General features: G+C 45.9%; 18 protein-coding genes and 1 tRNA gene. 9 read left to right on the top strand and 10 right to left on the bottom strand.

Features of this window, described 5'->3' with window-relative positions; all coding sequences use genetic code 11:
- Positions 1-13 precede the first annotated feature (13 nt).
- From ACN0QW_RS14255 to ACN0QW_RS14245, 3 genes are all read left to right on the top strand, one after another.
- Entirely contained in the window at positions 14-499 is a 486-nt protein-coding gene (locus ACN0QW_RS14255; RefSeq protein ID WP_417432274.1) for an ASCH domain-containing protein, read from the top strand.
- A gap of 167 nt (positions 500-666) precedes the next feature.
- Positions 667-1,575 (top strand): MBL fold metallo-hydrolase, encoded by a 909-nt coding sequence (locus ACN0QW_RS14250; protein WP_417432273.1) that lies wholly within the window; start codon positions 667-669, stop codon positions 1,573-1,575.
- Between the two features lie 184 nt (positions 1,576-1,759).
- Positions 1,760-1,836 (top strand) — tRNA-Ile (locus tag ACN0QW_RS14245).
- Positions 1,837-1,898: 62 nt separating this feature from the next.
- Here ACN0QW_RS14245 and ACN0QW_RS14240 read toward each other — a convergent pair.
- Together ACN0QW_RS14240 and ACN0QW_RS14235 are read right to left on the bottom strand one after the other, a co-directional pair.
- A complete protein-coding gene (locus ACN0QW_RS14240; protein ID WP_417432272.1) occupies positions 1,899-2,732 on the bottom strand; it encodes a potassium channel family protein in 834 nt (277 codons plus the stop codon).
- 45 nt (positions 2,733-2,777) lie between these two features.
- Positions 2,778-3,440: a class I SAM-dependent methyltransferase gene (locus ACN0QW_RS14235; protein WP_417432271.1), complete on the bottom strand. Its 663-nt coding sequence runs from the start codon at positions 3,438-3,440 to the stop codon at positions 2,778-2,780.
- 253 nt (positions 3,441-3,693) lie between these two features.
- Here ACN0QW_RS14235 and ACN0QW_RS14230 point away from each other — a divergent pair, with 253 nt between their 5' ends.
- Together ACN0QW_RS14230 and ACN0QW_RS14225 are read left to right on the top strand one after the other, a co-directional pair.
- Positions 3,694-4,152 carry a hypothetical protein gene (locus ACN0QW_RS14230; RefSeq protein WP_417432270.1) on the top strand — a complete coding sequence of 153 codons (459 nt, stop codon included), beginning with the start codon at positions 3,694-3,696 and terminating at the stop codon, positions 4,150-4,152.
- Between the two features lies 1 nt (position 4,153).
- Positions 4,154-4,387 (top strand): helix-turn-helix transcriptional regulator, encoded by a 234-nt coding sequence (locus ACN0QW_RS14225; RefSeq protein ID WP_417432269.1) that lies wholly within the window; start codon positions 4,154-4,156, stop codon positions 4,385-4,387.
- A gap of 148 nt (positions 4,388-4,535) precedes the next feature.
- Here the strand turns inward: ACN0QW_RS14225 and ACN0QW_RS14220 are convergent, their stop codons facing one another.
- From ACN0QW_RS14220 to ACN0QW_RS14205, 4 genes are read right to left on the bottom strand one after another with little or no spacing between them, the layout of a single operon-like run.
- Positions 4,536-5,546 carry a zinc-binding alcohol dehydrogenase family protein gene (locus ACN0QW_RS14220; RefSeq protein ID WP_417432268.1) on the bottom strand — a complete coding sequence of 337 codons (1,011 nt, stop codon included), beginning with the start codon at positions 5,544-5,546 and terminating at the stop codon, positions 4,536-4,538.
- A gap of 19 nt (positions 5,547-5,565) precedes the next feature.
- Complete coding sequence (locus ACN0QW_RS14215) at positions 5,566-5,964, bottom strand: cupin domain-containing protein (RefSeq protein WP_417432267.1); 399 nt, start codon at positions 5,962-5,964, stop codon at positions 5,566-5,568.
- Positions 5,961-7,064, bottom strand: coding sequence for an alkene reductase (locus ACN0QW_RS14210; protein WP_417432266.1), 1,104 nt, complete (start codon positions 7,062-7,064; stop codon positions 5,961-5,963). The genes ACN0QW_RS14215 and ACN0QW_RS14210 overlap by 4 nt, the downstream gene beginning before the upstream one ends.
- A gap of 56 nt (positions 7,065-7,120) precedes the next feature.
- Positions 7,121-7,519 (bottom strand): hypothetical protein, encoded by a 399-nt coding sequence (locus tag ACN0QW_RS14205; RefSeq protein ID WP_417432265.1) that lies wholly within the window; start codon positions 7,517-7,519, stop codon positions 7,121-7,123.
- 113 nt (positions 7,520-7,632) lie between these two features.
- On the opposite strand from ACN0QW_RS14205, the gene ACN0QW_RS14200 reads away from it, so the two are divergent.
- Complete coding sequence (locus ACN0QW_RS14200; protein ID WP_417432264.1) at positions 7,633-8,544, top strand: LysR family transcriptional regulator; 912 nt, start codon at positions 7,633-7,635, stop codon at positions 8,542-8,544.
- On the opposite strand, the gene ACN0QW_RS14195 is transcribed toward ACN0QW_RS14200, so the two are convergent.
- From ACN0QW_RS14195 to ACN0QW_RS14185, 3 genes are read right to left on the bottom strand one after another with little or no spacing between them, the layout of a single operon-like run.
- Entirely contained in the window at positions 8,541-8,993 is a 453-nt protein-coding gene (locus ACN0QW_RS14195; RefSeq protein ID WP_417432263.1) for a GNAT family N-acetyltransferase, read from the bottom strand. The genes ACN0QW_RS14200 and ACN0QW_RS14195 overlap by 4 nt on opposite strands.
- 5 nt (positions 8,994-8,998) lie before the next feature.
- The gene (locus ACN0QW_RS14190) at positions 8,999-10,117 is read right to left on the bottom strand and encodes a saccharopine dehydrogenase NADP-binding domain-containing protein (RefSeq protein WP_417432262.1); all 1,119 of its coding nucleotides are present in this window, start codon (positions 10,115-10,117) and stop codon (positions 8,999-9,001) included.
- Positions 10,105-10,731: a DUF4166 domain-containing protein gene (locus ACN0QW_RS14185; protein WP_417432261.1), complete on the bottom strand. Its 627-nt coding sequence runs from the start codon at positions 10,729-10,731 to the stop codon at positions 10,105-10,107. Before ACN0QW_RS14185 ends, ACN0QW_RS14190 begins: the two co-directional genes overlap by 13 nt.
- A 154-nt stretch (positions 10,732-10,885) precedes the next feature.
- On the opposite strand from ACN0QW_RS14185, the gene ACN0QW_RS14180 reads away from it, so the two are divergent.
- The 3 genes from ACN0QW_RS14180 (at position 10,886) to ACN0QW_RS14170 (ending at position 12,271) form a co-directional block, all read left to right on the top strand.
- Complete coding sequence (locus ACN0QW_RS14180) at positions 10,886-11,350, top strand: DUF2269 family protein (protein WP_417432260.1); 465 nt, start codon at positions 10,886-10,888, stop codon at positions 11,348-11,350.
- A gap of 62 nt (positions 11,351-11,412) precedes the next feature.
- Positions 11,413-11,895 (top strand): PAS domain-containing protein, encoded by a 483-nt coding sequence (locus ACN0QW_RS14175; protein ID WP_417432259.1) that lies wholly within the window; start codon positions 11,413-11,415, stop codon positions 11,893-11,895.
- A 136-nt stretch (positions 11,896-12,031) separates the two neighbouring features.
- Positions 12,032-12,271: a YdcH family protein gene (locus tag ACN0QW_RS14170; RefSeq protein WP_417432258.1), complete on the top strand. Its 240-nt coding sequence runs from the start codon at positions 12,032-12,034 to the stop codon at positions 12,269-12,271.
- A gap of 80 nt (positions 12,272-12,351) precedes the next feature.
- Here ACN0QW_RS14170 and ACN0QW_RS14165 read toward each other — a convergent pair whose 3' ends face one another.
- A complete protein-coding gene (locus ACN0QW_RS14165; protein WP_417432257.1) occupies positions 12,352-13,023 on the bottom strand; it encodes a Fe2+-dependent dioxygenase in 672 nt (223 codons plus the stop codon).
- Positions 13,024-13,075 lie beyond the last annotated feature (52 nt).

Raw genomic sequence — 13,075 nt, 5'->3', positions numbered from 1 at the left:
TTACTGGGACCTGATGATGGCTGGAAATCCACTTCGGGGATCAGATGAAAAGTTAGAGGCGTTCTGGAAAAATTGTTGGGATTATATCCCGGCAGAAGACCGGAACGCCTCTTTTTCATCATGGTTCTTTGGTGATAGCCCTGAGTTGGCAGATGATCTGTTAGCCTTGGTTCTCGAGGGAAAGAAAACGGCAACTTGTGGGGCGCTGTTCGATTACGAGTACGATAACGAAGACCCACCCGAGCAGGGGAGTTATCACATCCTGACAGATTTTGCAGGAATGCCTCGTTGTTTGATTCAAATGACGTCTGTTTCTCTGGCTGCTTTCTGTGATGTTTCAGAGGAATTTGCGTTGGCAGAAGGTGAGGGAACCTTTGCAGAATGGCGGCGTGCACATCAGGAATTTTTCACTCGCCGTGCAGAGGCAACAGGAAACAGCTTCAACAAAGATACCCTATTGGTGCTGGAACGTTTCAAGTTGATCTATCCGGTAAAATAACGACTATAGTCGTTTCATTTGATACTTGTTTTGCACAAAGTTCTCCGTCATGTAACTAAGCCCATGTAACTAAATTATAGAACAGCGTTACAGAAGTACACGGCAAAGCCTGTATTCAAACGGGATGAAAAGCCAGTAATAACGGGGCCAACATTAGAGAGGTAAAGATGGATATCACACTTTTGGGGACGGGCTGTCCGGCGGTACATACGGAACGCTATGGAGCAGGACAATTGATCCGCCATACCAGTGCCGATGGAACCACCGAAATCCTGATCGACTGCGGTTCCGGTGTGACGCAACGTCTTGTCGGCACAGGATCGTCCGGGGCCAAGCTGGATGCTATTTTGCTCACGCACCTGCACTCTGATCATGTGATTGATATCTATCAGGTGATTGTTTCTGCCTGGCATCAGGGGCGGACAACACCACAACGGATCTATGGCCCCACGGGAACGCGCAAGTTTGTTGAGGGTCTGATGGCAGTCTGGAAAGAAGAACTGGACTTGCGCATTAAGCACGAAAAACGCCCATCAACGGCGGCGCTGGAGTTGGATATTACCGAAATCAAAGCGGGCGAACGCCTCCAGTTCGGGGAAGTCACCGTTGATGTCGTCGCTGTGGATCATCAACCGATCGACCCCGCTTTTGGCTTTGTCTTTGCTGCACCGAAAGAAAGTGGAAAGGGTAAAGGCGCAACCAAGATCGCATTGTCTGGCGATACCACCTATTGCCCGGCTCTGATCAAGGCGGCTAAAGGCGTTGATCTCTTGGTACATGAAGTCTTTGTGCATCGGGAAATGCATGTGGTTGAGGGCGTACGTTCCGCCGAGACCATCGCAGCCGTTGCGGGTTATCATACCTTGTCAGACGAAGTCGGGAAGGTGGCAAGCGAAGCTGGCGTTGGCTGTCTTCTTTTAACCCATATCGTCCCGCCAAACAGCAACCGCGATGAACTCCTTGCCGAAGTCCAGAAGTCATTCGGCGGCCCCGTTTTAGTTGGCGAAGACCTGATGCGAGTTGATCCCGTTAGCAAATCTGTCTCCTATGGTGCCGCACGACTTTCCTACGCCTGATACGCGGCGTGTACCATTTTGTTTATGTGTGTCTATGATGCAAAGCGTGATATCCATCACCTGTCATTAGGCTCAATATTGGGCGGTAGATTAATCAAGTCGAAAATTTTTATAGTTCTGTTACAGAATCGAACATTTAACACTTGAAGATTCCGAGCGCCTGAGCAACATTAGGCGCTCAAGTGGGCCTGTAGTTCAGTTGGTTAGAACCCTCCGCTCATAACGGAGATGTCGCAGGTTCAAGTCCTGCCGGGCCCACCAAATATTTTTTTATTATGCTAAAGGTATTATTAAGGAGATCCGCTCCTCTAATACGAATAACCTCACTGTTTATTAGTAACTATTGAGTTTAAAAAAAGACCAATTAAAATTATCCCTAAGATTGATTCAAGAGAGATTAAAAGGCGCGAAGTATCTGTTACTGGGACAATATCACCATACCCTAATGTCGTAATTGTAACAGTGCTTAAGTAAAGCATTCGCATGAATCTGTTATGATTAGATATTTTTCCCGTTAAAGCATTGTGGTATTGCTCCGTTAATTTTACGATTTCGTTGCTTTCACTTTTGCTGAGCATTATGAAGCATCGATTGTCTTCAAAGGATAGTGTTCGAAAGCTAGCTCTTAGAATATTGCACTTGTTTTCTGTTGTGTTTATTTCATTGAAAATATTGTTATTTTGTTTCTGTTTCATGATAAATAGGGGTGAAAATTCTATGAAATGTAATTTCCTACGCTCACCAAAAATAATATCGGCATTTATTTGAAATAGTGTTTGATGCCATCTACGATCATTACACTGTGTTAACAAATTAATATTTGCCCATATGCCACTGATACGCTGCGTTTCTGTCGTTTGTAAAATGGGGGATACGGAATGAATACGTTGAATGATAGAATTATGATTCGAATCATTATCTTTAATATTGCAATTAGTTAATAAGTAGAAATCTCTTTTTATTCTTCTTTCTAAAACTTCTTTAAAGAACATTTTAAATTGATTCTCATGGTAATGGATAATCCCTTCTTGTTTGATTGTAGATTGATAGAATTCATTAGGAAGCATTGTATAAAATAGCGCAAATAGTGGAATTAAAAGAAGGTAAATGATTCCATATTTCCATTTCGAAAAATGATGCTGATTAAGGTTTCGCATTAATTTTTACACGTGTTTCAGTTAGGAGTTTTTAGAGAAGCGATTTTAAATTTTCCGCGCCACAATAAACGCAGAGTGGCTCTTTTTCGGCTCCCACGACTGGATGATGTCAAAGCCTGCGTTGGTGATGCTTTTTTCCAGATGTTTGGCGGAGAAGAATTTTACCAGTGGCATAAAGCCGAACAGTCTGCCGATGGGCACGACTAGTTGCAGGAGTTTCATAATACCAGTCAGGCAAACGGTGCTGCTGATAAAATAACCGCCGGGTTTGAGCATTTGATGGATGTTGGCGATGGTGACTTCTTTGTCGTCGAGCAGGTGAAGCACGCTGTGGGTCATGATGATGTCATAGGATTGGTCGGCGGCAGTGAAAGTATCAATGGCTGCCTGATCAAAGGTGACGTTTGTGATGTTCTCTTTCTCGGCCTTGTCCTGTGCAATCTCGAGCATCTTTTGCGAAATATCAACGGCGCGGATATGTTTTACAAAAGGTGCGTGAATAATAGCCGTTGAGCCTGTGCCACAGCCAAGCTCCAGAACGTCCATGTCAGGTGTGAAATAGCTTTGTGTGATTTCCAGCTTCTTTTCATAAGCGGCTTGATTGGAAATAGTAGATTTTGAATAGCGATCTGCATTCTTGTCCCAAAATTTCGCAGAGGGTGAATTTGTCCTTGTTGATGCCATCGGCGGAGATTTTTGTGCTGTCATATTTTTTCCTCTGTACGTTCTTTTGCTCTGATACTTTGTTACTGTGGCCTTTGTAATCAGGCCTGTCTGATATTCCGAAGCGCGATATTTTCGGTATGATTTACTGAACCTCACCCTTGATCGCGATCGTTCGTACTGTGACTTCATTTTAAAATCGAGTCAAATATATTTGACTTGATGAATGATTTGTTTAACATTGTGTCGTAAATATAAGACATGTTTTGTGGTGGTACTTAAAAGAGATGACGGGAAGATGATAGCGATGTCACAACAGGAAAGAAGAGTAGGTGTTTCCCTTATAACCACATTGATTATGTTTGGGATATTTGGCTTTTATATGCTTGGCTTCTATCAGGACGGGGCGATGGACGGGCCGGATGGTTATCGCTTGATTGGGAAGAGTTTCTTTATTCTTGTGGGCGGCGGTATTGTTGTCAGCATTGTGGTCCATATCCTCTTTACCATTATTCATTCGATCATCACCAAGGACTATGAGCCGATGATGAATGATGAACGGGACAAGTTGTTTGACCTCAAATCCATGCAGATCATTTTGTTGGTTTTCAGTTTTGGTTTTATGGTGTCTATGGGGGTGTTGGCGCTGGACGTTCTTGCGCCTGCTCTGGTTTTCCTGTTGATTATTTTTTTCATGTTTATTGCCAATGTCATTGGTGATGTGGTCAAGCTGTTCCTCTATCGCGGTGGCATTTGATATGGTCAAAAGGGAAATGATTAAAGGGCAGATTACCAATAACATCCGCAGATTACGTTTTGACCACGATGAAATGACGCAAAAGCAGTTGGCTGAAAAAACCGGGGTCTCTCGACAGACCATCGTGGCGATTGAAAAAGCAAAATACTCTCCGTCGCTAGAGCTGGCGTTTCAAATTGCCCATGTGTTCGGGTGCTCGCTGGGCGATGTTTTTTCGTATGAGATCAATGAGTGAAGGATCTCTGGTATGTAATTTCAGGAGTGGTTGGGAAGAGATCGGAAAGAGTTGACTTTTTTTTGGTGTCGAAAAAAAAACGGCCCGCCTTTTCAAGCGAGCCGTAAGAGCAGGGTAATGTAAACTACTGTTCGTTACTGTTCTCGGCCTAAAAACCTTCCAGAACAATTTTTCCCTTCACATTACCCGCTTCGATCAAGGCATGGCTTTTTCGGATGTTCTCGGCGTTAATGGGGGAGAGGATATCGGATACTGTTGTCCGGATATGCCCGGCATCAATCTCTTTGGCGACGTGGCTCAGGAGCATGTGTTGCTCGATCATATCAGGTGTATTATGCATGGCACGGGCGAACATAAACTCCCAATGTAGGCTGGCAGCCTTCATTTTCATGCCCGCCATGGGCATTGGCTGATCCGTGTCATCAATGGTGACAATACCACCTTGGGGGCGGATGAGCTCGACGGCTGTTTCCCAATGGCGCATGTCATTAAAGATGGCAATGTGATCTACATGTTCCATACCAAGAGCGCGAACCTGTTGAACCATATCTTCACGGTGATTGACGACGTGATCGGCCCCAAGTTCTGTAACCCACGAAGAGGTTTCCGGGCGAGAGGCTGTTGCGATCACCTTTAGGCCTGCGCGTTTGGCAAGCTGGATACCGATAGAGCCAACACCGCCCCCGGCACCAATGATGAGAATGCTCTCATCTTTGTTTGCGCCGTTGGGATCAATAGACAGACGATCAAAGAACGCTTCGTAGGCTGTGATTGTGGTTAGGGGCAGGGCGGCAGCTTGGGCATGAGACAGAGATTTAGGTTTGTGCCCGACAATACGTTCATCAACCAGCTGAAATTCAGCATTGGTGCCTGACCTGGTGATATCTCCGGCGTAGTAAACCTCGTCACCGACCTTGAACAATGTAACGTCTTCGCCAACGGCTTCAACGACACCACTGGCGTCATAGCCAATGACACGCGGGGTTTCTTCGATGATGTCCTTGGGAGCGCGGACTTTGGTATCAACCGGATTAACGGCGACAGCCTTGACTGCAACAAGGATATCCTTGCCCGTTGGTGTTGGTTTTTCAAGCTCCGTATCAAAGAATGAATTGGGATCTTCAATGGGGAGGTACTGGGTTAAAGCAACAGCTTTCATTTTGCGTTTCCTTTGTAAGTTAGGTGTTCTTGATCGTACTGTGGGGTACGGCAGTATTGAGATTCAGGTTGGTATCAAATGCTGAATGAAATTCGACAGTGACAAAAACCAGTGGCGTGTCTCCGCTATTCGTCAGATCGTGCACAAACCCGGTTTCGGCGGTGAGGTCTGGAAAATACTGGGTATCTCCGGCTTTGTAAGTAATGGCAACTTCCCGGCCATCATCAAAACGGGATAAGCCTTTGCCATCGGTCAAAACCGTCCAGAAGTAAGGGCGATCGTGGCGATGTGGCGCAATGGTGATCCCAGGATCTAACTGTAGATGCCAAACTGTCATATCATCGTTGGTGAGAACGCGTTCGGTACCGATGTTACCATTTTGCCAACCCGCCAGAGTTTCTTCTGGGGATAAGGTCATGATGCCTCTTTCCAAGCGGGGTAATCGCTATAGCCTTTTTCTGTGCCGCCAAAGAGCGTGCCGCCGTCAAAGTCGGCAAGCGGCAAGTTGTTGGCAAAACGATGCGGCAAATCCGGGTTGGCAATAAAAGGACGTCCATAGGCGATGATATCTGCCAATCCATCAGAAATAATCTGTTCACCTCGCTCTTTGGTATATTTTCCAGCAACGATAATCTTACCAGAATAGAGCGCGCGCAGTTGGTGGCGGAACCGATCTGGTACTTGTGGGGCATCGTCCCAATCTGCTTCGGATAGATGGATATAGGTTAGGCCGATACGATTCAGTTCTTGTGCAGATTTCAGAATGACATCAATAATTTCGTCGTCAGCCATATTGCGTTGGGTGATGTAGGGGGACAAGCGGATGCCTGTACGGTCTGCACCTATTTCATCCGCAATAGCTTCGGCGACTTCAACCAGAAAGCGAATGCGATTTTCCTGTGAACCACCATATTCATCGGTACGTTGGTTTGATGAGCGGCGTAGGAACTGGTCAATCAAATAGCCATTGGCACCGTGAATTTCAACACCGTCAAAACCTGCAGAAATTGCATTGGCTGCGGCTTGTCGGAAGTCGTTAACGATGGCGGCGATTTCGTGTTTTTCCAGTGCACGGGGGGTCGGGCAATCAACCATGTTTCCCTCGCCAGTGGCCGGGTCAACAACCCAGACCTGAGCATCCGGAGACAAGGCCGAAGGGGCGACTGGCTTACCGTCGTCATGAAAGCTTTCGTGGCTCATACGCCCGACGTGCCATAGCTGCAGGAATATACGTCCATCTTTTTTGTGAACGGCATTGGTCACAAGTTTCCAGCCATCTATATGGTCATCGGAGAAAATACCGGGGGTGAAGGAATACCCCTGGCCCTGTTGAGAAATCTGGGTCGCTTCACTGATAATCAATCCCGCGGATGCTCTTTGGGCGTAATATTCCGCCATGCGTGCGTTGGGGATGTTGCCGGGTTGTGTCGTCCGGGCACGGGTCATTGGCGACATGGCAATTCGGTTTGGCAGAATTGCCGGGCCAAGGGAGAGTGGCTGGAACAGAGGGCTGGTCATGGCGTGTTTCCTTGTGTGTTATCTGGGTGTGTTATCTGGTTGTTTCGCTGGGTATGTTATCTAGGTTCGTTGTCAATAAAGTCGTGGGCAGAAGCTGCGAACACTGCTTCCAGAAGAGGACCGCAAGGCGTACGAAAGAAAAGCCGTCGTTCTTCAATTTCTGGAAGGTCCATGCAGGTATAGCGAATAGCTTGTGCGTCGAGTTTTTCTCGAAAACCGTAGTAATTGTGTAATCGAAATGCGACATGATCAAAGGCCTCGGCAGCACAATCGATACCGTGACCATGGGACCCGATCAGATGGACGATTGGGCGATTATCTGAATAGAGCCAGTGACCAGGAATGCGTTTAATGGTCTGGGGACGCTCGCGTTCTTCCAACTCAAAGACACTGAGAAAGAAGTCACGTGTGACCGCAAGATTCCGGGTGCGTATGGTTACATGATCAAGTTGCATAAGGGGCTTTTCCTTTCGTGATTATCAAATAGCACTTGCTATGACGTCTGATAATTGCGCAAAATTCGAAATGATATTTTGGAAATTCCGAATAATGCAAAGGCCCCGACATTATGGATCTGGATAATCTGACGCTGTTTTTGCGTATTGTGGAAAAGGGCGGAATGGCGGCTGCCGGGCGTGAACTTGGGTTGTCTCCGGCAAGTGTTTCAGAACGCCTTGCTGCGCTGGAAGCTTACTATGGGGCAAGCCTTTTAACACGGACGACACGCTCGATCAGTTTGACGGATGAGGGGCGTGAACTTGTGTCGGGTGCCCGGCGTATTTTGGCCGAAGCTGACGAGGTTCAATCCCGCATCAAGCTTGGCGTGGAAAAGATTTCGGGAACCATCCATATCAGTGCCCCAATTGATCTGGGGTATAACCGGATTGTTCCTTTGCTGGACAGCTTTATGGAACAGCATCCTGAAATCAGCATCAACCTGACCCTGACGGATGGATATGTTGATCTTGTGGGGCAAGGGCTTGATTTCGCGATACGCCTTGGGGTTTTAGCTGACAGTTCACTCCGTATCAAAAAGCTGGGGGCTAACAGACGCGTGGTGTGTGCGTCGCCTGATTATCTTGATAGGAATGGTACCCCCGGCCATCCGGAAGATTTGATCCACCACAATTGCATCTTGATGAGGTTTGGCAATCAGGTTGATCATGCGTGGCGCTTTGCTGTTGAGGGGCGTGAAAAGAAGTATTTTGTCCGTGGTAATCGTACGGTGAATGATGGGCATCTGGTCAGAATCTGGTGCCGTGCCGGACACGGCCTTGCGTTGAAATCTATCTGGGATATTCAAGATGATCTCAAATCAGGGGCTTTGATACCTGTTTTGGAAGATTTTGCCGCGGTGCCTGCTGCGCTTCAGATTGTTTATCCTGATGGATCAATTCAGCCTCGCCGTGTTCGTCTTTTGATTGATCATCTTGCACATTGGTTCGAGCATAATCAGGTAACATTACCAAATACGGACTAGCCCAGATCAATAAACATTTTGGGAAGCATTCTGTCTTGCACCTCGGATGGTACTTCTCCTACGCGTTTGGCGCCCATGGCTTTGTAAAAACCTTCGGCATAGATATCTGTAATTGCAGTAAGGTTCGGCCAGCCAAGTTTTATGGCCTCTGTCAAAAGAAGGTCAAAAGCCTGTTTGCCATAACCTTTCCCGATATTTTCTAGTAACAGCCAGAAATTATCAATCATCGGCACCTCTTTCCATAACAGACTGCCCATACCAATAACTTCCTCGTCTTGCTTGATAAGGAATGTGTGGGATTCTTTCAGGTATTCTTCTGTGAACTCTTCTTCGAAAAAGATCTTACATTTATCTAAGAAATCCTGAGGGTAGTCCCAATGACTTTTTGACCTCAGAGCAATCAAGGGCAAAAGTGGGAGGTCTTCGCGGCAGGCAGGAACAAGTTTCATCAGACTTAATCTTCAAAGATACGGATATGAAAGGGCGCAAGTTCTTTTAGGTATTCGTTCAGGTTAACCAAGCCAACACAAGGCGTGGCACCTGATGGGACACTTTCACCACGAATAATCTTTTTCGCAAGGATAATGGCCGGAATTGTTGGAATTTGTGGGCCGTCGCCGTCCAGCCCGATAATGAACCATTTTTTTGTCAACGCCTGACCGTTGTTATCCTTACCTTTGAGGATGATGTGCATACCACCGTCACTGGTGCCAAAGATGTTGAGCCAGTTACTGAGCTTGAGCAAAGAGGCTGCATGTTTTTCAAGTTCCAACGGTAAGCCCCAGCGGATAAGCCACGAAAGACCCCAGAGGCCGAGGTGGATCAAGCTCAGTTCCATACCTGCTGAAAATTGCACGGACTTGATGTTATAATGTGATGGCAAAAGATCGAGATCAGGAATGTCGCAGTTCGCCATCCAGCGTTTACCGAGCATGGGGAACTCTTGGCGATAAATACCCTGCCAACCGTAGCGGGGAGTTGATGTCCCTTGCGCAGGAGAGAGTTTTTTGCCCAGATAACTGAGTATACCTTGTGTCGTGGCCAGACCGCGTTCGGCACTTTGTCCGGGGGAAATACCATAGATCATTTGGTCTATTTCAGAAAAATGGATTTTGTATTTTTCCAATACAGCAGACGAAAGCCCGGGGACGGTTGATGCACCTGAAATAACTGGAATACCAGCTGCATTGGCTTTGTCGTTTAAGGCTTTAATGCCCACAACAAAATCCCGCCCATCAGCAAGATCAATGTAGGGAACAGACGCGTCGATACAGGTTTCAGCAACATCGTAGTTACTGTTCTGGAAGGGGCCACAGGTATTGATAACAACAGTTGGGTTAAGGCGATTCAATTCAGCGGCTAGATCCTTATTTATGTCAAAGCATGCTGTTTGCGTTAATTTTGATGGAAGCTGACTTGCAAAGTCATTGGCTTTTTCTGCATTTCTGCCCGCGATAATAACCGGGATGTTGTCTCGGGTTAGGGCCGAGGCAATGCGCTTGCCAAAATTACCATACCCACCAAGGATAAGAACTGTCCGCTCAGTTTTGGGAGGTACTTTTACTTGGGGCATTCGACTTCCGTGATTTTAAAATTACCAGCATAGCCAAAGGTTGGCCCGAAGAGGGCATGCTTGGCATGGGTCCACATAGAGAAAGTGTCATCAGAAAGCGGGGTTTCTTCGGCATAACCATTGCCCATTATCCATGAGAACGGCAGGGGAAGTAATTTCCCAAAGATCTGCCAGACATAGCCTTTGTGGCGCAGGATAACCTTTTTGCCATCCCACTCATACGCGAGTTTCCAACCTATGCCAAAGCGCATGAATTCTACCAAAATGTTATTTTCAATCTGCTCCATACGAGAGCGAAAAGTAATATCGCCATGGTCTGGAAAGTGAAAGGTACGATCAAAATAAAAGGGTGTATTAGATGTCGAAGAACTGCCTTTATGATCACTTCTAAAAACAACGGTGACGGGGATATTTTTGCCAGAGTAGGCGAGAAGCATGCCGCTGATCCGTGCCATAAGGCTAACCATCGGTGATATTCTTATATCCAGCCTTCCTTTGACCACAACACGATCATGACTATTTGATCGTACAGCGTAATGTTTTTTCATCACAGGCGGAAGATCGTCCCAATCTTTGCCGAAGACAGATTTAAATATAGGATCACCGGCAGGCACATCTTACTCCGAACTATGGTGCTGGAAAGGGAATTGGAAGGTAAACTACTTTAGGCTGAATTTTATTTGCAGGACAAGTCAAAAACGAACTAATATTTCAAATGCTTATGCGCATTGATGTTGAGAGTTGTGGCGAGATAAGGTCAATAAACTAATGGATTATGAACTCCTGAAATGGATACATATCTTAAGCTCGACAATTCTCTTTGGTACAGGGATTGGCAGTGCATTTTATATGTTTATGGCTAACCGTAGCAAAAATTTATCGGCGATGTATTTTGCTGTGCGTCATGTGGTTATCGCCGATTGGCTGTTTACAACGCCTTCTGTGATTATACAGCTTCTTTCGGGAATTGGGCTTCTTGTTACCACGGGCTATGATTTAAGTGATACTTGGGTTTTATGGGGGCTAGTTCTTTATTTGTGCGCGAGTTTTTGCTGGCTTGCGGTTGTATATATCCAAATTCGCATGCGTAATTTGATCAAGCTAGGATTGGATGCGAACACAGATGTATCTGCGAAATATTGGATATTTGACCGCTGGTGGATTTTTCTGGGGTCTTTGGCATTCCCTATGATTGTAATTGTTTTCTATTTGATGGTTTTCAAACCAGATTAAACAAGGATGTGCTATACTTCTGAAGATAAGGGGCTGCTTTTCATTCGAAGGAAAGGAATTAAGTGTCAAACACACCGTACTTAGATAAGAGCTTAAGTATAGAAGCACCTCACTTAATTAAGTTATTTGATTACTGGAAATCGTTGCCAAGGATTAAAGAGCTACCTGCCCGAACTGATGTGGATCCGTTGGCGATTCCATCATTGTTGCCATATTGCGAATTGATTGATGTTCATAGAAATCCTCTTGATTTTGAATATCGGCTTGTCGGAACCTTGATCGATGAAATCACTATGGGGAGCTATACAGGTAAGCGTATCAGTGAAATTCCTACTCAAAATCCGCCGAGCCGAATGTTTTCCTTATACGAGCGGGTGGTCCAAGAAAGAAAACCGGTTCGGACGATTTTGCCTTATGTCGGTGATTTACCTGGTATCAAGGATGTTGAAAGTCTTGTTCTGCCTTTGTCTCGCGATGGAGATGAGGTGGATATGTTGCTTGGTGGAATTGCCCTTAGGACGTCAGATGAAGACGATTTTGGTTAAATTTTAACGGTCCTTTTTCTTTGAAATATAAAGCCCCAAAGAAACAGAAAAATATCGTCATTTGACCTACGTCAAAGCCTGAATATCTCATTTGTTCTATTGTCTGCCTGTAGATGATAGCAACAAGGGAGTGGGAATGTCACAGCACACACCGCATGAACTCGCAGAGGAATTTCCAGAGCTTAAAGACCGCATTCACACCAAGAAGCAGTCTGATGCGCATTTTGCGAAACTTGCTGAGGATTATCACCAAATTAACAAGATGATCCATCGGCACGAAAGTGAGGTTGAGACGTTAAGTGATGATCACATTCATGAGATCAAAAAGGAACGTTTGGCGCTTAAGGATACGATCTACTCGCTATTAGCTGTTTAATTTACTTGTTAAATTCCCCAAGACAAACTTTGGCTGCCTTTTGTAGGCAGCCCTTTTTTTATGTGGGGTAAATACGTTATTTATGGTTCAGACCAAAGCCGTAACAAGTTGGCGTGAGTTTTGGTCAGGAGGTCAAACTCTCTGCTTTTCCCGTTTTGCTCAAAAAGGGTCCGTCGGGTTTGGTCGATATCGTAGATTATTTCGCGTTGGTCTGCAGATCTGACCAGACTTTGCACCCAGCTGACGGCAACTTGTCTGACGCCTTTGGTGACGGGGGCAACCCTGTGTAATGTGGTCGAAGGGTACACGACGGCTGAACCCGCAGGCAGTTTGAACTTTTGTTCACCGACAGAGCTGTCCATCACCAGCTCTCCGCCTTCGTAGCTATTTGGATCATTCAGGAAAACTGTAAAAGATATATCAGTGCGAAATCCCCTGTCAGAACCCATAATTGCATCGTCAACATGGTTGCCATATTCCATGCCAGGCTCATAACGGCTGAAGAGAAGAGGGCGCATTCGCCGTAGAAGTGTTGCCCGGGCAAAAGTGGCATTACGCTGTAGTGCATTGTTTAGAATGGCTGTTGCCTGTTTTGCGGTGGTATCTCGTCCGGTAAGCTGTGTATTGTTTTTGACAAGTTTTGCATGCCATCCAGCCGTAAGCTTTCCGTCCTTGAATTGTCCTCGATCAAGAAGCTCGTTTATTCTCGTGAGTCCGGATTGATCTAAAATACCTGGGATAGTCAGCAACATTTTTATCATTTATTCCTGAAGAGACGAATAGGGTCTGCTGAAGAATAACATT

The sequence above is a fragment of the Kiloniella sp. genome (assembly GCF_048259265.1).
Lineage (GTDB): Bacteria > Pseudomonadota > Alphaproteobacteria > Kiloniellales > Kiloniellaceae > Kiloniella.
Note: the sequence above shows the minus strand (reverse complement) of the source record. Positions and strands in the feature narration are given on the sequence as shown.